The 20833-nt window shown below is 28.6% G+C and carries 18 protein-coding genes; 12 read left to right on the top strand and 6 right to left on the bottom strand.

Going from position 1 to position 20833, the window contains the following annotated elements:
* The first annotated feature begins 9 nt into the window (after positions 1–9).
* From JMO20_RS20375 to JMO20_RS10120, 4 genes are all read left to right on the top strand, one after another.
* Positions 10–141, top strand: coding sequence for a hypothetical protein (locus tag JMO20_RS20375; RefSeq protein WP_279380099.1), 132 nt, complete (start codon positions 10–12; stop codon positions 139–141).
* A 455-nt stretch (positions 142–596) separates the two neighbouring features.
* On the top strand, positions 597–2678 hold the full coding sequence (locus JMO20_RS10130) for a sensor domain-containing protein (RefSeq protein WP_202709536.1): 2082 nt from the start codon (positions 597–599) through the stop codon (positions 2676–2678).
* A gap of 273 nt (positions 2679–2951) precedes the next feature.
* Positions 2952–5138 carry a methyl-accepting chemotaxis protein gene (locus JMO20_RS10125; RefSeq protein WP_202709534.1) on the top strand — a complete coding sequence of 729 codons (2187 nt, stop codon included), beginning with the start codon at positions 2952–2954 and terminating at the stop codon, positions 5136–5138.
* Positions 5139–5247: 109 nt separating this feature from the next.
* The gene (locus JMO20_RS10120; protein ID WP_202709533.1) at positions 5248–5769 is read left to right on the top strand and encodes a LiaF domain-containing protein; all 522 of its coding nucleotides are present in this window, start codon (positions 5248–5250) and stop codon (positions 5767–5769) included.
* 168 nt (positions 5770–5937) lie between these two features.
* Here the strand turns inward: JMO20_RS10120 and JMO20_RS10115 are convergent, their stop codons facing one another.
* A complete protein-coding gene (locus JMO20_RS10115) occupies positions 5938–6096 on the bottom strand; it encodes a hypothetical protein (protein WP_202709532.1) in 159 nt (52 codons plus the stop codon).
* Between the two features lie 40 nt (positions 6097–6136).
* Complete coding sequence (locus tag JMO20_RS10110; protein WP_202709530.1) at positions 6137–6352, bottom strand: DNA-binding protein; 216 nt, start codon at positions 6350–6352, stop codon at positions 6137–6139.
* Positions 6353–6574: 222 nt separating this feature from the next.
* On the opposite strand from JMO20_RS10110, the gene JMO20_RS10105 reads away from it, so the two are divergent.
* The 4 genes from JMO20_RS10105 (at position 6575) to JMO20_RS10090 (ending at position 11702) form a co-directional block, all read left to right on the top strand.
* Positions 6575–7402, top strand: a complete 828-nt coding sequence (locus tag JMO20_RS10105; protein WP_202709528.1) for a GNAT family N-acetyltransferase — start codon at positions 6575–6577, stop codon at positions 7400–7402.
* A 13-nt stretch (positions 7403–7415) separates the two neighbouring features.
* Positions 7416–7691 carry a GNAT family N-acetyltransferase gene (locus tag JMO20_RS10100; protein WP_202709527.1) on the top strand — a complete coding sequence of 92 codons (276 nt, stop codon included), beginning with the start codon at positions 7416–7418 and terminating at the stop codon, positions 7689–7691.
* A gap of 395 nt (positions 7692–8086) precedes the next feature.
* Entirely contained in the window at positions 8087–9895 is a 1809-nt protein-coding gene (locus tag JMO20_RS10095) for an ABC transporter ATP-binding protein (protein ID WP_202709525.1), read from the top strand.
* Positions 9885–11702 carry an ABC transporter ATP-binding protein gene (locus tag JMO20_RS10090; RefSeq protein WP_202709523.1) on the top strand — a complete coding sequence of 606 codons (1818 nt, stop codon included), beginning with the start codon at positions 9885–9887 and terminating at the stop codon, positions 11700–11702. Before JMO20_RS10095 ends, JMO20_RS10090 begins: the two co-directional genes overlap by 11 nt.
* A gap of 174 nt (positions 11703–11876) precedes the next feature.
* On the opposite strand, the gene citG is transcribed toward JMO20_RS10090, so the two are convergent.
* The 4 genes from citG to JMO20_RS10070 all read right to left on the bottom strand — a co-directional run bounded on the left by citG (position 11877) and on the right by JMO20_RS10070 (position 16634).
* Complete coding sequence (citG, locus tag JMO20_RS10085; protein WP_202709521.1) at positions 11877–12752, bottom strand: triphosphoribosyl-dephospho-CoA synthase CitG; 876 nt, start codon at positions 12750–12752, stop codon at positions 11877–11879.
* Between the two features lie 128 nt (positions 12753–12880).
* Complete coding sequence (locus tag JMO20_RS10080; protein ID WP_202709520.1) at positions 12881–14011, bottom strand: Ger(x)C family spore germination protein; 1131 nt, start codon at positions 14009–14011, stop codon at positions 12881–12883.
* Positions 14008–15090 carry a GerAB/ArcD/ProY family transporter gene (locus JMO20_RS10075; protein ID WP_202709518.1) on the bottom strand — a complete coding sequence of 361 codons (1083 nt, stop codon included), beginning with the start codon at positions 15088–15090 and terminating at the stop codon, positions 14008–14010. The genes JMO20_RS10080 and JMO20_RS10075 overlap by 4 nt, the downstream gene beginning before the upstream one ends.
* Positions 15087–16634, bottom strand: coding sequence for a spore germination protein (locus JMO20_RS10070; RefSeq protein ID WP_202709516.1), 1548 nt, complete (start codon positions 16632–16634; stop codon positions 15087–15089). Before JMO20_RS10070 ends, JMO20_RS10075 begins: the two co-directional genes overlap by 4 nt.
* 212 nt (positions 16635–16846) lie before the next feature.
* On the opposite strand from JMO20_RS10070, the gene JMO20_RS10065 reads away from it, so the two are divergent.
* The 4 genes from JMO20_RS10065 (at position 16847) to JMO20_RS10050 (ending at position 20788) form a co-directional block, all read left to right on the top strand.
* Complete coding sequence (locus JMO20_RS10065) at positions 16847–18235, top strand: sensor domain-containing diguanylate cyclase (RefSeq protein WP_202709514.1); 1389 nt, start codon at positions 16847–16849, stop codon at positions 18233–18235.
* A gap of 119 nt (positions 18236–18354) precedes the next feature.
* On the top strand, positions 18355–18594 hold the full coding sequence (locus JMO20_RS10060; protein WP_202709512.1) for an alpha/beta-type small acid-soluble spore protein: 240 nt from the start codon (positions 18355–18357) through the stop codon (positions 18592–18594).
* A 216-nt stretch (positions 18595–18810) separates the two neighbouring features.
* A complete protein-coding gene (locus JMO20_RS20610; protein ID WP_202709510.1) occupies positions 18811–19647 on the top strand; it encodes a helix-turn-helix domain-containing protein in 837 nt (278 codons plus the stop codon).
* A 109-nt stretch (positions 19648–19756) separates the two neighbouring features.
* Entirely contained in the window at positions 19757–20788 is a 1032-nt protein-coding gene (locus JMO20_RS10050; RefSeq protein WP_202709509.1) for an iron-siderophore ABC transporter substrate-binding protein, read from the top strand.
* The last annotated feature ends 45 nt before the right edge of the window (positions 20789–20833 follow it).

The following is a 20833-nucleotide window of genomic DNA, read 5'->3' as shown; positions in this document are numbered from 1 at the left end:
GGGGATTATATGGGGAAGAAAGTATCTAATCAATTAAAGGAGATAAATGAAAAGATAACTAAATTAGAAGAAAATCAAAATATTATCAATGATAATATTTTGAGGATTTGGAAGAGTATTAAAGAGCTAGGTAGTAAATAAAAAATAAAGCCATCATAATTATGGCTTTATTTTTTTATTTCTTTTGGTAGCCTTGTACAATAATTATGAGTTGTAGAGTTATTGACATTATCCGTACGCCGATATATACTATTAGTAAATAAATTATTTGACAGAATAATTGAAAAAATACTATTTTATAACAAAATAATCAAATATTTTACCTTTGAAAATTAGTATTTTATTTGAATATAAAAAAGGATGAAGATATTTTTAATTTTAAAATAGATTAATATACTTGAGTCAAAGGATAATCGTTGAGGGATGGAGAGAAAGTTCTAATGAAATTAAAGGATAATGCTTGAAGTAAACCAACATAGCTGTGGAATGTACTTGAACAAGGTATATTTGTGCTGTTATGTTGGTTTTTTAGTAATATAAATTATTAAATAAGAGAGTTAAGTAGTAAAGATATGTTAAGCATTGGAGGGAATGCAATGGATAATGATTCTGAATTTGAAAATAAGTTCTGTACTGAATATGGATTATGTTTAAATCTATTCTATCGACATCCAGATGCAGTTTTAATAGTTAAGGATGACCTAATAATAGACTGTAATAGCTCTGCAATTGAACTATTCAAACTAGATTCAAAGGAAGATATATTAAATAAGTCTCCATATGAACTATCTCCAAAATATCAAGATAATGAGGAAGATTCAATTGAATTAGGCAAAAAAAGAATTGATCAAGCTTTGATTAATGGTTATAATCGATTTGAATGGATTCATAAGAAAAGCAATGGTTGTATATTTTATTCAGAGGTAACAATTACAGCAAAGGCTATTAATGGTGAGAGATTCTTAATTTCAATCATTAAAGATATTAGTGAAAATAAGAGGTTAGTTAGTCGTATAAAAGAAAGTGAAGAAAAGTACAGGGTGGTATTTGACAATAATAAAGCTATAATGCTTATTGTGGATCCAAATACTCAACGAATTATTGATGCTAATAATAGCGCATGTGGATATTATGGGTATTCTAAAAAAGATTTAACGACTCTAAGGTTGAATGATATTGATATTGCAATGGAAGATAAAATAATTGAACAAATGCTTCTTCTTAATAAGAGCAAGCAAAAAAATCTTAAGTCAAAGCATAGAATATCAAATGGAGAGATTAGAGATGTGGAAATCTTTGGTTGTCCCATAGAGATTAGAGGAAGAAATGTACTGCACTTAATAATAAATGATATTACTGATAAAAAACATATGGAAGATGAAATTAGATATTTAGCATATACTGATACTTTGACTAATTTAGATAATAAGGAAGCTTTTAAATTGAAATTTCAAGATAAAATTAATAAAGCCAAATATAAAAAAAGAAAAATAGGACTTTTATCTATAGATATAAATGAATTTAAAGATATAAATGATAATTTAGGTCACTTAGTTGGAGATGAGTTTCTAAAAATTTTTGCTGACAGGATAAGCTCATGGAGTGATAGTAGATATTTAATTGCAAGATATGTAGGAGATGAATTCTTGATATGTATACCTAATATTAATTCTTATGAAGATTTAATAAGAAAAGGTAATGAACTATCAAAAGTATTACAAAATCCATTTGAAATAAATAAGAACACAATTTTTGTTAATAGTAGCATTGGAATATCAATATATCCCGATCATGGAAGTGATTTTGATACATTGATGAAAAACTCTAATATAGCTATGTATAAGGCTAAAGAAAAAAAAGATGGAAGGGTAGAAATATTTAAAGAAAGCTTAAAAGAAACTATAAATGAAAAATTTCTTATAGAGAAATATCTAAGAGAAGCTCTTCAAAGAGATGAACTATACATAAATTATCAGCCAATAGTAAATAGTCAAAATGACAAAATTATTGGGATAGAAGCTTTAATAAGGTGGAAAAACAAAGAAATTGGAGTTATCCCTCCTGATAAATTTATTACTATTGCAGAGAGCAATGGAATGATAATTCCAATTGGAAGATGGGTCATAAAAACAGCATGTCAGGAATTAAAAAGACTTAATAAAATAGGATATGAGGATATTTTTGTTTCTATAAACATATCGATCAAGCAATTAGAACAGAAAGATTTTTCGAAAATGATTAATGAGATAACTGATGAGTTTGGAATTGATAAGAAATACTTGTTTTTGGAAATAACTGAGTCAATTTATATGAAGAATCTGCAAAATATTTACTATAATCTTCAAGATTTAAATCAATCAGGGATAAGGATATCTATTGATGATTTTGGAACAGGATATTCTTCATTAGCTCAATTAGCTAATCTAGATGTTTATAAACTAAAAATTGATAGATCTTTTATTCAAGGATTACATTTAGGAGAAAATAATAGCAAAATAGTTTCAGCTATAATTGCTTTAGCAAAAAGCTTGAATTTAAAAATTGTAGCTGAGGGAGTTGAGGAATATGAACATGTTCAATTCCTAAAAAATGAAAGCTGTGATATGTTACAGGGATATTATTATAGTAAGCCTGTTAGTGGGGCAGACTTAGAACTTTTACTAGAAGACAATAGTTAAAAAATTAAGAGATATATAGTTATGAAGCATAGGAATAGGGGCTAAGTGAAATATAAATAATTGATTTTATATAGTTTATATGTAAGCAAGAGTTGGAGAGGTTTCCAACTCTTTTTTTGATATAACCTAAGTACACGAAACTACAACTTGAAATTTCCCCAATTATTAAAAACTTAATCTATTCATAACAAACGCTTTTAAAAAATATGATATGTTGATGAAGGAGAGAATTAAGAATTCTAGAGTACAATATAGCAGGATAAGGGGGATATTATGAACATATACAATAATATCAAAAATTTCATAATTGGAATCATAAAAGAAATACAAAAGAATTCAAGAAATGGATTACATAGGCTAAAGAATATAAATTTTAGAAGATCAGCTTCTAAAAAGGAAAATTCTAAATTAAATGAAATCATGATAAGTATGGGGAAAAAATCAATAAAAAAACAGCTAATTATATATACAATAGTACTTGTTTTGGTGTGTATCATTGCTACAAGTGTTTTTACTTTTATTAGAATGAAGGATACTTTAACAGAAGAAAGTAGAAATATGTTAAGTGCTGTAATAGAAGGACAAAGAACAACCATTGAGACGATGTTAGAAAAAGAGAAAGTAGCAGCACTAAAGCTAGTTGGTCATGATCAAGTATTAGATATGCTGAAATTCTACTCAAAAGGCAGTGATGAATGGGATATTATAACAGATTCTTTTAATTTTAAACTAAATAAAGAGGTAGCATTGTCATCAAATTTAGACTACATATTTGTGGCTGATAGAGAAGGGGAAATAACGTCAAGCAGTATTCCTGAATTAGTTGGGGAGTCAATAAAAAACGAGAAGTATTTTCAACCAACTATAGAACTGCAGAGACAATCAATAGGTGATGTAGTTGTATCACCTACCACGGGGAAACAAGTAATAATAGTAACTGCTCCAGTTTATGATGAGTATCATAGTATAATAGGATTAATAGGAAATGCAGTAGAACTAGATTCAATCGCTGAAAATATCAACAATTTTCATGTAAGTGATAAGGAAAGCTTTCATTCTTATCTTGTTAATGAAAAGGGAATCATAGTGACTCATCCAGATTCAAATAAGATAGGAACTAAAATTGGAAATGAACCAATAAAAAATATAATAAGAGGACTTAATAACGATGAACAAATAGATTCTGGAATAGTTGAATATACTAGTGAGAATAAAGAAAAAATAGCATCTTATGATATAGTTGGAGAAACTAAATGGATTATTGTAACAGCTGGTGATGAGGATGAAATTACTCAACCAGTTATGGATATGGCACTATCTACTCTAATAATAGTGTCTATTATTCTTTTAATATCTATAGTTATTAGCTATATAGGAGCAAAAACATTCGCTCGACCTATTGAAAATATAGCGAATGACATAGCAAAGATTGCTAGAGGAGATTTATCTGTCAAGGTAAAGATTAAGGCTAAAAATGAGATAAAGACTCTAGCAGATAGCATCAATATTATGAGTAAAAATTTAGGACATTTTATACAAGAATCTAAGTTTGTAAGTAGCAAGTTAAATTCATCGTCTAAACAACTACATACGGTTTCCAGTGAAACAATAAGAACATTTGATGGTATTTCAGTTGCGGTGGATGAAATTGCTCAAGGATCATATCACCAATCTCAAGATGTTGAAAAAACAGCAGATTTAACTAAAGAGCTAAATGATAGATTTATAGAATTGATGGACAAGTCTAAAAAGATGTATACAAAAGCCATCGAAGTTAATAAAGTGAATAGTGATGGTCTTCAAACAATAAATGAATTACAAAAAAATAATCGTTTAAACAATGAGAGTGTAAGTAAAATTCAGAATGCAGTACTTACCCTTGCAGATAAAATTAGTAATATAGAAGTTGTACTTAAGACTATTTCAGATATCTCAAAGAGAACAAATTTACTTGCCTTAAATGCATCTATAGAAGCCGCTAGAGCAGGAGAAGCAGGAAGAGGATTTTCAGTTGTGGCAGAAGAGGTAAGAAATTTAGCAGAGCAATCAGAACAGTCAACAAAGGATATAAGAGACATTATAACAAAGGTTCAGAATGATACTGAAAGTACTGTAGCCCTAATAGGTGAAGTAGAAAGTAGATCTGATGTTCAAACGAATTCAGTTACAAGTACTGAGAAATCATTTAAAAACATTTCCTACTCTGTAGAAGATATAAGTGGTAGTATTGAAGAAATAAATAATTTTATAGAAGAAATGATAAGTACTAAGAATAGTATTGTGGATTCAATACAAAATATATCTTCTGTGTCAGAAGAAACTGCTTCATCGGCACAAGAAGTATCCAGTTCTGTAGAGACGCAGTTAGAGCCACTTAATCAGGTATTACATTCAATAGAGGAATTAAGTAATCTAGCCCATGTCTTAGAAGAAGAACTAAGTAAATTTAAAAATGATTAACAGTTTTATTTTATTCAATAATTTGATATTATGGAATTAAAGAATTTGTATATCGACATTTTAGTACTTGAATTATACAGTTCTACATATTAATAAATGGGGGGATAAAATGAGATTTTCTGGGTCTTTTACTTTAGGTATTCTTTTTGTGATATTTGGAATACTCTTTATTTTAAAAAACATAGTGAATATCAACATACCTGTTGCAAGAATCATTGTAGGAGTTCTAATTATTATATTTGGATTAAATGTGTTGTTTGGAGGAAGTATCTCAAGAAAAGATAGTGATTTGATTTTTCAAAGTGGAAATATAAATTATCAAGCAAATGTAGATGAGTATAATGTGATTTTTGGCAATGGAACAATAGATCTTTCAAATATAGATATAGATAATAGTAATAAGAAGATTGAGATAAATACCATATTTGGACAGACGAGACTAATACTTAAATCAGATACTCCTATTAATATGAAATCAAATACAGTTTTTGGAACGACTAGAACACCAGATTTGGACTCTAACTTTTTTGGAGAATCTAAGTATAGTCAAGAAGGAAATGATTCAGAGCAACCTAAACTAATAATTGAGACAAATACTATTTTCGGTCAAACTAGAGTTGTTTCTGAATAATAAAATATATAAAATAAGAATATATACTAAGGATAGAATCTGTAGAATAAAAGAAGATTAAGGTTGCTATAGTCAACCTTAATCTTCTTTTGCGTATAATTAAATTTTAAAATATATATTATGTAAGTCAGTTTAATTACAAATTTTATCGTATAGCATAATAATATATTATAAGGCCGTATTATAGTCATTAATAAATCTTCTTTTAAGATTTATATGCTTTTCGTACTCATCTTCATTAATAATTCCATTCGACTTTAATTCAGTAAAAAAATCAATAAATTTAGTACATAGATCATATAATTCCTTGTCAACATTTGAGTTCATAACATTTCTCCTTTAAAAGTTCTTATGACTTAAATAAAAATCAATTTTTAGGTCCAAATTTCTTCCTAAGAACATTTTGTATCTTCTTTCTATCTTCAACATCTTTTTTTAGGTAGATTCCTTTTTTTATTGAATTAAGCTTACCAGTTCGATTCATATCTGATAGGCGCTGTCTACTAATACCGAGAAATTTAACAACCTCACTACTTTCCATAGTTTCTGCTTTCAATAATTCTATTATCTTTTGTCTCTTCAAAATATCAACCCTTTGCAAATTTTATTTTATAATTACAAAATGCAACTAAATTGATTGAAACTATAGTTTATTACTTAATTACATTATAACATATCTACGTAAAAAGTAAATAGGTTTTTGTCAAAAAATCTCAAATAAGATAAAAATTACTGCAAATTACTTTTTAAAATTAATTATTACATATATAATTTAAGATATAACTATTAGATGAGGTGATAAATTATGATTTATGAACTAGATAGAACCAACTACTTTAAAGTAGAAAATCTTTTAACAGGAGATTTAATTAATATAGAAATAGCAGGAGTTATTCAAGGTTTTAATCCTGGGTGGATATTTGTTGATGACATCAATAGTCCTAAGACAGCTATGGTGTGGTCAAAGGCCATCGAAGGATTCTATTTTATTGGAGATGAAAATAATAAGAAGTTTAATGATTGTATTGATACATATATTGATAATGAAATTGTCCGAAGAGCTAGAGTCTTAGGATTAGATTCTTTTGAGTTTAGTGGAACCAGTTCAAAATGGGATAATACAATTGAAGAGATATTTAAAAATAGGAACTTAAACAAATCAAAGCAACTTACATATAAAAATAAAAAAATAGATGGTAAATTGGCTGATGATATCAAGCTTCAGGATGAATATAAATTAAATAGAGTGACGAAAGCGCTATTTAATAGTGAAATTTCTAACCTAAGCTTCTTAGAGAATATGATATTAGACTGGTGGAGTTCAGTAGATGATTTTCTAAATTATGGAGTAGGATATTGTATTATAGTTGAAAACAAAATAATTTCTTGCTGTATAACTAGTTGTGTAACAGATTATGCATTAGGGTCTCATACAGTAACTATAGAAGAGTATAGAAAAAAGGGATTAGCTAAAGTTCTAATCTTTGAATTTCTAAAGTATTGTAAAGAAAATGGTTTAGAAGCCCATTGGGATTGTATGGATAAGAATATTTCATCAAAAGCGTTGGCTGAAAGCTGTGGATATAAAAGAGAATTTGATTATACTTTATATGAGTTTGAGTTTCATAAATAATGGAGGGGTTATAATGAATGAGCTACCAAGACATGACTATGATAAGGTAATAAAATTACTTGATATGGGAATTAGATATCCAGAGGTTATCTCAGTAATAGAAGGAAATAATCCAGGTGATGTTTATGTGGATAGTTTAGCAATAAATTGTGTTAATGATATATTAAAAGAAGGTAAGATTCCCTACTGGGATTGTATGGAAGAGAACATACCTTCGAGAAAGATGACAGAAAAAATAGGCTTTAATAAATCTAGAGAATATATATGCTATAGTTATGCATTGTCTTAAATGATTATAAAGATAAAATTTCATTATTGGTATAAAACTATTGATATAACTTAAAAGGGTATTACTTTCTATCATTAAATATCGCTATTATACCAACTACTATCATTGCTAAAAATAAAAAAATGCCTATGATAAACACTAGAGAAAATGCCATGAAATCACCTCCTAGTTTCAATAACATATATTACCATATTATAAGTCAAATAGCAATTAGAATTCAGATAAAACAAAAAATATATTTAGGAAAAAATCATTTAATATGATATGCCACCTGAGAAGTAACCTATAAAATCGTATGTAATTTATAAATATGTAATTTTATGGTTTGTAAGTTGATTATTGAATTATAGCTATCTAATTATGATTTCAAAATATAGTGTATACAGGAGAATAATATGAAAATTAAAAATAAAAAATATAAGGCTATTGATTATATAAGAATACCTATAAAAGTTAACCCTATAATGGGAATTTTAATGATATTTTTGAGAATAGCTGTAGCATCTATTCCAAGTCTTCAAGTACTTGCAACATCTAGATTTATTGATACTGCTATTGATATTTTTGAAAGTGGAGGAATGTATAGAATTTATACATCTTTAATTTTTATAATGATTTTAGTAGCATTTTCTTGGATTTCATCAATGCTATTATCCTTTATAAAATTAAGAATAGAGCTAAGTATGAATAAAACATTTCGTACAGCAGTAGTAGAAAAGAGGAGTCGTCTAGCATATAAACATATAGAAAATAATGAAACATGGGATTTAATATCAAGAATAGGTAAAAATCCATCGGAACAGATAATGAAAGGATTTCGAAATCTTTTAAATATTGTTGAATACGGAGTTAAAATAATGGGATTAATGTTATTAATTGTATCACAAGTATGGTGGGTAGCAATTGCAATCATAGGAATAGCAATTCCTTTATTAACTCTAGCTTCAAAGAGTGGTAAGTTGGACTATGAAGCATTTTCAACTGCACAAAAATATAAAAGAAAAGCTGATTATTTAAAAGAAGTCCTTTCTTCAAGGGAAAGCGTAGAAGAACGTTCATTATTTGGATACACTCAAGAAATAGCTAACAGATGGTTAAATAGATTTGAACTCGCTCGTAAGATAGAGTATAAAGCAATGAAACACAATTTTTTGAGGATGAAGACAGCAAGTATTTTGACTGCTTTTCTATCTATGGCTATTGCCTTAGTATTACTATCGCCTGTTAATAATGGCATGATAACAGTTGGTATGTATATAAGCTTAGTTACAGCTGCTTTTAATTTGGTACAACAGATGTCATGGCAATTATCTGTTGTTATGCAGGAATATGTAAAAAATAAGTTGTATTTAAAGGATTTAACTAGATTTTCAGAACTTGAAGAAATACAAGGAGTTGATGGGTTGCCAGATACATCTATTCAGAAGATTCCTTTTGAGAGTATAGAATTTAAAAATGTTTATTTTTCATATCCAGAAACTGAAAAGAAGATATTAAATGGTTTATCTATGCGTTTAGAAAGGAATAAGCAATATGCTTTCGTTGGTAAGAATGGCGCTGGAAAAACCACAATTACAAAGCTTTTGACTGGACTTTATGATAATTATGAAGGAGAAATTTTGATTAATGATAGAAATATTAGAGATTTTACTCAGGAAGAATTAAAGGCTTATTTTTCTGTGGTATATCAGGATTTTGCAAAATACCATTTAAGCCTAAAAGAAAATGTTCTTTTAGGTGACTGTGGCGGAACTAAAAATCAACAAATTGAAAGAGATAGAGTAAAAAGAATACTTACTGATTTAGAGATTATGGATGTAGTTGAAAGGCTGCCAAAAGGAATTGAGACATCTCTAGGGAAGTTAAGCGAAGATGGTGTAGATCTATCTGGAGGACAATGGCAAAGAGTGGCGATTGCTAGAAATTTAATTAGTAAAGCGCCTATACATATACTAGATGAGCCTACTGCTGCTTTAGATCCAGTTAGTGAGAGTAAGTTATATAAGCTGTTTGGAAAAGTGAGTAGAGGGAAGACTACTATTCTTATTACCCATAGGTTAGGTGCTGCAAGGATAGCAGATGAAATACTAGTAGTGAATGATGGAGTAATTGCAGAGTGTGGATGTCATGAGGAACTAATAACTGAAGATGGCATCTATGCAGAAATGTTTAAGGCCCAAAGGAGTTGGTATCATGAAAAATAAGGACAAGCATAAAAAGATATCTCCATGGTCAATGATGAAAAAAATTTTTCCTCAAATACTTTCAGTATCACCAGGATTATTTATATTTAACTCATTTGTTTTTGTTCTAGATGGAGCTTCATTCGCAGCTACTATTTTGAGTATGCAAATTTTGTTTGATAGGGTAACGGACTTAGCACAGAATAAAGGTACAATTAAAGAGGCAGTATTAGCATTAATGCTTTTATTTGGCATAAAAGTATTTCAGCAAATAGTCAGTGGTGTATCCAATTTCATTGGAGAGACCTATGATTCAAGGAGCAAAGGTAAGCTTTCTCATATAATTAACTTGAAAATGAGTAAGTTAGATCCTGTTTCTTTCGAAAACGCTGAAACACTAGATGATATCAATAAATCTTATAATGGAGTTAAATTCGCTATAAATTTTATTAATACGATTGTGGACACTATGACTCTATATCTACCACATTTTTTATTTATGGGAATTTATCTTTTTAACTTAAAGCCAATTTTAGCAGTGTCGTTAGTATTTGTGTTTTTACCAGTTCTAATTACACAAATAGTTAGAGTAAAGATTTTTTCAAGGTTAGAAGATTTTTCTGCTCCCTTGAGGAGAAAAGGAAAATATTATGAGGAGTGTATGACTGGTAGAAAATATGTTAAAGAAACACGTATACTTGGAGCTAATCCATATTTTATGAACTTATTAAGACAAACAATAGAGCAAATGAATAATTTAAAATGGAAAGCGGATATTAAAGCCAACCTTGTTGAGCTTGGCACAAAACTTATTTCTCTCTTTGGATATCTATGTATATTATGGATGCTATTCGATGCTCTAATGAAGCAAGAAATTACCCTAGGTGCATTTGCTGCTGTTTTTGCCTCTATAAGTAGTATGTTTGATATGATGGAAGAAATAGTATGTGAACGTCTTGGGTATTATGCGAAAAATTTTGGTAAAATACAGAATTATTTAAGATTTTTAGAACTTCCTGAAAGGGATGAAAATAAAAAATATGAAGAAGATATTTCTTATGGTGATATAACTTTAGAAAATGTCAGTTTCTCTTATCCTAATGGAGAAAACAACGCACTAGATGGTATAAATCTTACAATAAAGGATGGAGAGACTATTGCAATAGTTGGAGAAAATGGGTCTGGCAAGTCTACTTTAATTCGATTGCTCACGGGATTGTATCTTCCTGATTCAGGGAATGTTCTTCATAATAATGTGGATACAAGGGCAATGACTACAGAGAAACTATTTAAGGATATATCTGGCATATTCCAAAACTATCAGAAATATCAGCTTAGCTTGAAAGACAATATCACCATAAGTGAAACGGGAAATAAATTTAAAGGGAAAGAGCGTATAAAACATGTAACTAGTCAAGCTGGAATTAATTTGAAAGATAACATATTTAATAAAGGATTTAAAACAATGCTTTCTAGAGAGTTTGATGGTGTAGATCTATCTGGAGGACAATGGCAAAGAGTGGCGATTGCTAGAGGACTTTTTAGGGTTCATAAATTCATAATATTAGACGAACCTACAGCAGCTATTGATCCAGTAGAGGAAACTAAGGTATACAAGCGTTTTTCAGACATTGTAAAAAATAAAACAGCAGTTATAGTTACCCATCGTCTAGGTTCAGTAAAATTTGCTAATCGTATTGTTGTCATGAAAAATGGGAAAATAGCAGGTATAGGTAATCATAATGAATTATTAGCAAGTTGTTCAATCTATAAAGACATGTGGGAGTCACAATCACAATATTATACACAACAGGCTTCTACTAAATAGTAGAAGCCTTATATATAAATGGGGGCCTTTGGGGGAATTTGATATCTTCTTACTATTATAATAACAAAGTAATATGTACAAAGTGTGAACAGATTGTTAATAAAAATTACGATATGATTGCAAATTATGAGATTTGTTAAAAAATAGATAATTACAAACTAGATTTCAATAGTTTTATAACTGAATACCTTCTATCATTGCTAGAAATATAGTAATAGCTAGTAAATCGGCAGAACCACCTGGACTAATATTCTTCTGAACAAATGTATCATTTATTGATCTAAGTATTTCCTTTGCATTTTTCTGATTCATACCTCCATATTTTAGAAATTCTCTTGAGATATCTCTAACATAGTGTAGGCTTTCTATACCACCTCTAATCATCACATTTGTGTCTTCAGAACTTGCCATAATATGGAGCAATACCTCTAAGCACAAGTCATTTATATTTAAATTTTTATGAATGTCCCATTGTCTTATTATTGAAATAGGCTCTTTTAAAATTGTTTTAAATCCACTTTCCGCTTCTCCACGAATCCCTTTAAATCCATAATGCTTGTACAAATATTCCCCGTGACTTAATTCTTTCTTTTTATCTAAATCTTTAAAATCATTAAGGACTAATCCCTTGGTCATATGTTTTGCAATAGAACAAACTTCATCTGCTAAAAATAATTTTTTATTACTTTTTCCATATAGTCTACCAGTAGCTGCACCTAATACGCCCATTGAGAAGATAATTCCTTTATGAGTATTTACTCCATAGGTTGCTTGAAACATAGATTGTTCGCACTTTATTCCTATAGGTCTAATTAGGTCTAAAAGCTTAGTAAGATCATTGTCAGAAAAACCTATTCCTGTTAATACACATTTATATATTCCCTTATACAAAGAAGAACTACTAGACATAAATGTGAAAAAATCCATATCACTATGTGAACCATTGTTTTCACGATCCACTAGACCAGGCTTAGGGGTTGCACTTACCTCATATAGTATTGCCTTTTGCGCAAGGGAAGCTACATAATGGGCATATGTTTTATTATTCATAAATATTCTCCTTATTTAGAAATATTATTGATCACTTATAATTGTATTTTATAAAAAGGAATGCAAAATACCAAGGATTTTATGTTTTGAAATTAAATAAGAATAGGATTTAAAGTAAAAATAAAATCTCAATTTGCAATAAGCTTAGTTGAAGATGATGATCTTATTATTACGTTTATGTCAGTACTAAATTTGGTATTTGAATATTTATCCTCCCAGTTTATAGTGTCCCAATAATCTTGATATTTTGCCCTAACATATTTGCCAATGCCCAATATATCTGTATTGTATTCTTTTGATTTTTTTATAAGCGACTCTAATTCTATTTTTAAACGTTCTTCTAGCTGTTTTGAAACAATATTATATAGTTGTTGAACATCTTGATTCTCTTTAGTGTTTGAGTATTCAGTTATTTGAGCATATAATTTAATATATAGTTTAGTTTCTATACGATTATCCTTGAGGTTAACTTTAATTTTACTAGATTTATTATCAATTTTTACAGTGACAAAATCACTAGTATTTTTTGTATCTTTCTGTGATAAGGTATAGTATTCTGTAGTAAATTTAGGATAAATTAATAGGGAGAGCACTCTTGATTCTTCACCATTTAATTCTCCTATATAACTATTATTATGGAAAATAGCCATACCATTAACTTCAATGATTTGATTAGAAACCTTTGCAATAGGTAATAAGGCGTCATATCCAGAACTCTTGTATTTAAAAATGAATTCATCCAAGGTTATAGGTATAAAGTTATTGGTCTTATTAATATCAAACATATTCACTAAATCAGGTATAGGGGCAACATCTAAAGGATTAACAGCCTCCATTACTTTTTTCGCTTCTTCTTGGCAAACTATAATATAGAGTTTTCTCTGTATATTTGGATTTCTAGATAAGCTATCGACTATATTTGCAACATCAGTTTTAGCAATTTCTTTGCTAATGATAATAACCTGTAAATGACCTAGGAAAATTTCTTTTTTTAGTTCATTGCTCATTTTTTGTAAAGCATTTAAGATAGTAGTACCTTTACGAGATATTACTCTCCCTTCTGTTGTGAAGGTATTAGATGTCTGTAATCCAGTTATTGGAGCAGATATTCTTGTTGAAACTATTAGTTCATTATCTTCACCTTTATCAATTGAGAGACCTGTTAAAATATAATAATTATCTATTTGTTTAAAATCCCAACAACCTATCATAAGGATTATTGTAAGAATAAAAATCAATAACAAGCATATTTTCCTCATCTAAATACACCTCTAATTTTTCCGATACTTAAAAGTAATACAGTAATAATAAGACATATAAGAATTCCAAGATTTCCAGTATAATTTAATAATTTAAATGTTTCATCTATATTTTGAGGAAGTCTCGATAAATAAAAAGTTATAGCAAAATAAATAGGTAAAATTGCATGGGAAACCTTTTTAGGTAGTAAAACCTTAAGAAGATAGAATCCACAATAGTAATAAATACATATGGTAGTGAATGCAGCTGCTAACCAAAGAGTTAGAAAAAATAATTCTATACGTTCAAATATAAAGTAGCGAACTTCTATAGTTTTAAATAAACTAATTACGGGAAAAACAAGAGTTTTAATTTGATCCACTCCAAAATAGCCAATTGTAGCTTCCACCAATAATACATATAATATTCCAATAAAAATAATACTTTTATAAGTACTAGAAGCAACATCTTGTTCGTTATTTATAAATTTATGGAAAACAAAAAAAGTTTCAATTCCAAGTAAGGAGAGTAGAGATTCTTTAGTTCCTTTAAGCAATTCAACAAAAGTAGTATGAAAATATGGCTGTATATTATAAGGCTTGACTTTTGTAAATGTAAAGAATAGCACTAATAAAACAGACAAAATATTAAAAAATAAAAAAGCTGTACAAAACCTACCTAAAGTTTCAGTACCTTTAAGACATACATAGGAAGATACAATTAATAATATAAAAATAATTGCACTCATAGGAGTTAAAGGTAGCATCCAAACATTAATAGCATCGGTTGTAAATCGTACTGTTGATGAGGTTACAAGAGTATAATAAGAGATAAAAATAAGCGTAATTATTATTGATAAATATTTACCTAAAATAGTTTGCGAAATTTCATATATATTATTGTTAGGGAAATAATTTAGTAATCTTAAAATTAGAAAAGAGATTACAATAAGAATTACTGTACCCAAAGTCATCGCCAACCACGATGCTGTACTAACTTTATTTGCCAGTGCTCTTGGCAATGTTATAAGACCTATACCGATAGTAGCAGTTATTAATATTGCTCTATATTGATAAATATTTATTTTTCTATCCTTCATTTTTTCACCCTTGTTTCATTTTTAATTCTATAGTATCTGTTCCTTTCGAAATCTATGATAAAAGGTTTCCTAAAAATACTATTAAAGGCATCTTTAATACTCGTCTCACTAAATGGAGCTAGGTAAGGAACTCCAAAAGAAGTTAAAGAGCAAGAATGTATAATTAATAATGATACTGAAGCTCCTAATCCAAACAACCCAAATACACCTGAACTTATTATAAATAAAAACTTTATAATTCTTAAGGAAGTAACTAAGTCTACTGAAGTGACTGTAAATGAACCTATTGCTGATAATGCTACAATAATAGTCAGGAAAGGGCTAATAAGTCCAGCATTTACAGCGGTTTGCCCTACAACTAATCCTCCAACTATACTAATAGCAGGTCCTATAGGATTTGGAATTCTTAAGCCAGCCTCTCTTAAAACTTCTAAAGTAATTTCCATTATTAGAGCTTCTACTATTAGAGGAAATGGAACAACATATCTAACCTGAGAAAAAGGAATTGCAAGCTTTGTAGGGAGCATATCTACATTTACAGCAGTAAGTGCAATATAAATAGGCGTTGAAAATACAGCTAAAAATGCACCTATATAACGTATAACTCTAGAGGCAAATGCACTATAAAATCTTTCATAAAAATCATCTTGAACATGTAAAAAATCAGTAAAAACTGATGGTAGTAAGATTGCGGTAGGGCTATTGTCGGATAACAAAGCAATTCTCCCGTTTAAAAGACTTGAGCTTACCTTGTCTGGTTTTTCTGTTGGTGCCATTAATGGAAAAATAGTAATAGGGTTATCACTGATTAAGTGAGCTAAGTACGTAGAATCTTGGACATCATCATAATTGATATTGACAAGTCTGCTCTTTACCTCATTAACAATGTCAAGATTAACGATATCCCTTATGTATACAATAGCAACATCAGTGTTTGTTCTAGATCCAATAGTTAATTTGTCAACTTGAAAATTTCTACTCTTAATTCTTTTTCTTAGTAGTGCTAAATTTGTCTTAATATCTTCTATAAATGCTTCTCTTGGCCCTCTTAGATTTTTCTCTAAGTTAGAGTCAGTTATACTTCTTTTATTAAAGCAGATATAATCTAAAGCATAAGCAGTGTTACTACCTTCAATCATTAAAATTGAAAGTCCATTTAATATATGTGCAATAATATCACTATAGTCCTGAACTTCATGTATTGAAGTAACAGGTAAATTGCTATTAATTATAATTTCTTTAAATGAAGTAGATTCCTTATTTTTAAAGGAAAAATATTTTAATATAAATTCATTTAAGTCATCTTCCTTTACTAATCCATCAATGAAAATCAATACAAAGTTATATACAGAGCCCCCTGGAATTTTTCTAATCTGTAAATCATCAGAGTCTCCAAAAGTTTTTCTTATATTGTCAATATTTTTTTTCAATGAAGAACTCAATCTTTCATTTTTTTCATAACTAGCATCGACGATCTTACTTTCATATGTTTTATCACCTTGATTTCTAGCAGCTCTTAATATATTTTTGATTTTGCGTAACATAACTCCACCTTCTTGATTAATAGAATTTATCTAGATATAAACTAGTGTTATCTAAAAAAAATATTTTATTACGAGAGCAAATAAAATCTAAAATTTTTTCTTTTTTAATATATCTAAAAAGTATTAGAAATTTAGATGTTGATGGTATGTAAATATAGATTCATGGTATACTTAAAATAAAAACATAACTAAGGGGGATAATTAAATAGTTGATGAATAAGAGGGATACAAATATATTAAAGACACAGACTATATACTTTTTAGCTGCAACTTTAATTATGATAATATTCAATTTATTTTTAGAAAACCAGAAAGCTGTTATTCAAATTCTTGTACTTTTTATTACTATTAATATAATGACATTTACCTATTATAAATATTTAAGAAAAAAGATTAGTAATATTGAAGTGAAAACTGGAGAAATTGGGGGAGAGACAGAAGAAAGATATTTTGGCCAATTTAACAATTTATTTCTTTCCTTATCTAAGAAGCTAGTAGAGCAAAGGAATTATATAGAAGAAAAGAATAATTTAATAAAAAAGCATAATACCTTAAATACGAAATTGAATAAACTAACTAAAATTAAAGATTCAATATTAGCCATAAGCCATTTAATCATGGAAACTAAAAATATAGATGAGATTTTAAATGCAATATTAAATAAGGCTGTGGAAATTATAGATCACGCTGATAAAGGAAGTTTTTTAGTTTTGAAAAATGAAAAATCGTTTGAGTTTGTTGCATCAATTGGTTATAATCATGAAAAATTAAAGTTAATAAAGATTCCCTATAATGAAACTTTCTTTAAATATCATGATATCAGTGATTTAAACAGTCCATATATGGTTAATGATATTTCAAAATTTAATAAAGCAAATATGAAAAAAGAGAATTATCAAATTTTAGTTGAAGCAAATGGTGTTAATATTAAGACAACCATGAGCTCTGCTATAATTATTAACAATGACATATATGGAATTTTAAATGTAGATAGTTACAAAGAGGACGCTTTTAATGATGAAGACTTAAAGATGATTGAGTACTTTAAGGAACAAATTCAACTTTTAATTAAAAATAGGATTTTAATTGAAGAGAAATTGTACTATTCTCAGCATGATGGATTAACAGGTTTATACAGTAGACACTTTTTTAAGAATGAATTAATAAAAATGAAAGAAATGGTAAATAAAGAACAAAGCAACTTTAGCCTAGTACTCTTCGATTTAAATGATTTTAAAAAAATAAATGATAAATATGGACATGATATTGGAGATAAGGGACTTAAGGTTTTTAGTGAAATTTTAAGCAGTAGTTTTAGGGACACGGACATTTTGGGTAGGTATGGTGGAGATGAATTTATTGCAGGCATTTATAATTTAAATAATGATGTAATAGAAGAAAGACTGATGCTAATGAATGAGGAACTAGAAGAGACTCCTATTTATATTGATGAAAACAATTCATTTATTTTGAGTTTTAGTTATGGTATAGCAACATATCCTGATTCTGCATCTAATATTGATGAACTATTTAATAAAGCTGATCAAAGGATGTATGAACAGAAGAAAAAGTTTCACAAAGAGTCTAATAACTGTATTTAATTTTATATTGTAATTAGTTGCGCTGGCTAGATAATTGGTTACTTTTGTTTAGTATAATTTTTTTATTATCACAAAAAATATTATCACAAAGTAAACAAGTCAATCTAGGAGGAAAATTTATGACTAATAATAGGAGTAGAAAGAAAATAGTTGTTCCAGAAGCAAGACAAGCATTAAATGAAATGAAGAATGAAATAGCTAATGAACTAGGAATAATTGCTAATCAATCAACTGATAAATACAATCTAACATCTAGAGAAAATGGTCACATAGGTGGTAGCCTAGGGGGAAATATGACTAAAAGATTGATAGAGCAGGCTCAACGACAGTTAATTGATACAGGAGATTTTAATAAATAAGGGATTTGCATATTTAAATTTTATGTAAGACTAAAAATAGAGAAACAAACATCCTTATAGAAGTGATTAAATGAATAAGGATGTTTGTTTTTCATTATATTATAATAAGAAATTTCTAGAAATAGTCCATTTTTTCAAAAAATAAAAAGAACAAAAAAATATGTTTTTGATATAATAATTACTTAATAGTAGTTTTGTCGTAAAGGAGGGAATTTTGTGAAGATAGACTTAAATAAAGTTATAAGTCAATACTCAGTCTCGAATCTTGAAATTGATGGTATCTATAAATTGACTATACCCAAGGGAAGCAAAGATCTTAATAGGAGAACCATGAAAGGAGGATGTGGGATTGTTGTTCCAGTTCGTGGTAAAGCTAAATTTACCTTGGACAAACATCACTATTATTTAGAATCAGGGAGGATACTTTTTGCTGGATCAAATATACCATTGGATAAAATGGTATTAGGAGACTCTGAATGGGAATATTTTCTATTACACTATAAAATAATAGAAGAATCTAAAAAGTCAAAGACACCATTGTCTAAAATGCACTTTGTTGTAGATATCGATAAAGTATATTGTTCAGAAATATATAATTATATGAGACAAATGATACAGTATCAAAATAGTGGGGGGGTTTTAGATAAGTTAAAAAGTAAAACTAAGCTATATTCAGTTATTGATACAATTTTTCAGTATGCAAAGGAAAGTTTGAGCAGTTCTGAAAATGAATTAATTCAAAAGATTATTATATATATACATGATAATTTCAATAAGTATATAACCGTTGGGAATTTAGCTAACAAAATAAATATGGATAGCAAACAATTTTATTATATTTTTTCAAAAATAGTTGGAATTAGTCCAAAACAGTATCTGATACAATATCGCATAAATCATGCCAAATATTTACTACTCCAAGAAAATTACTCCATTAATGAAATAGCTAAAATGGTAGGTTACGAGGATGCCTTTAATTTTAGCCGAATCTTCAAAAAACATACAGGACTTGCCCCAAGTTTCTTCAGAAAAAGATTTGGAAAAAATCCATAAAAAATTCGAAAAAAAGCTATGTATCAATATTTAATCTTATGTTACAATATATCTTGTTAATGATAATGATAATCATAATCAAAATAAAATATAATTAATGGAGGGTATTATGTACAAAAAGATTAAACTATTCATAGTTATTGCAATTATTGCATCATTGATAATTGGTTGTTCTCAAAATGGAGTCAATGATGTGAGTACAGAAGATAAAAATAATCAAAAGGAGAACATAAAATCGGAAGAAGATATGGAATATGGGTCTAACAATGGAGAGGAAGCTGATAATGAAAGTGAGCCAGCATCTTCATATACATATGTGGATGCAGCAGGAAGAGAAGTAATTTTAGAAAATGAACCTGTTAAGATAGTTACAACATATTTACCACTATGGGAAACATTATTAATGCTTGATGTTACACCTATTGGTGCAGGTGGAGCTGAGAATTATACTGCAACATGGGATCCTTTTGAAGACATGGATTTAAGTGAAGTTATAGATATTGGGAGTACTGAAGTGAACTTAGAACTATTAGCAGAATTAGAACCAGATTTAATTTTAGATCAAGCATATAATTTAAATAGTGTTGATGTTGAAAATCTTGAGAAAATTGCTCCTGTAGCAGTTTATGGTCCAGAAACTAAGGTAGATTGGAGATTAAGTCTTCGTGAAGTAGGTAAAGCCATAAATAAAGAGGATAAAGCTGAAGAAGTTATAAAAGAAGTTGATGAAAAATTAAGAGAATCTAGAGAAAAATTAGAAGAAAACTATAATGGTAAGACGGTAATGATGATTTCAATGATGGGAGCTGATAAATACTATTGTATTTACCGACCTGATTTGTATGATGATGAAACAGGACTTGGATTGAATGCGCCAAAGGGATTTCCAGAATCTGAAAACTACGTTCAAGTTTCAATGGAAGCATTGGTTGAAATGAATCCAGACTATATATTTGTAAATGTATTTGATGGAGATGAAGCTATTTATGAAGAGTTAAGTCAAAATACTGTGTGGAAGTCATTGAAGGCTGTTAAAGAAGATCATGTATTTAGACTTGATGGATCAGGTCATGCATGCAGTGCATTATCAACAGTGTATACTGTCGACAAGATTGTAGAAACTCTTTTAGCTGAAAAATAATAAAAAAGTAGATGTTAAAGTTTCGCGCTTTACATCTACTTTCAA

Origin of the sequence: Sporosalibacterium faouarense (genome assembly GCF_016765695.1) — a bacterium.
Classification (GTDB): domain Bacteria; phylum Bacillota; class Clostridia; order Tissierellales; family VENL01; genus Sporosalibacterium; species Sporosalibacterium faouarense.
The sequence above is the reverse complement of the archived record's forward strand: the minus strand, read 5'-3'. Positions and strand labels throughout refer to the sequence as shown.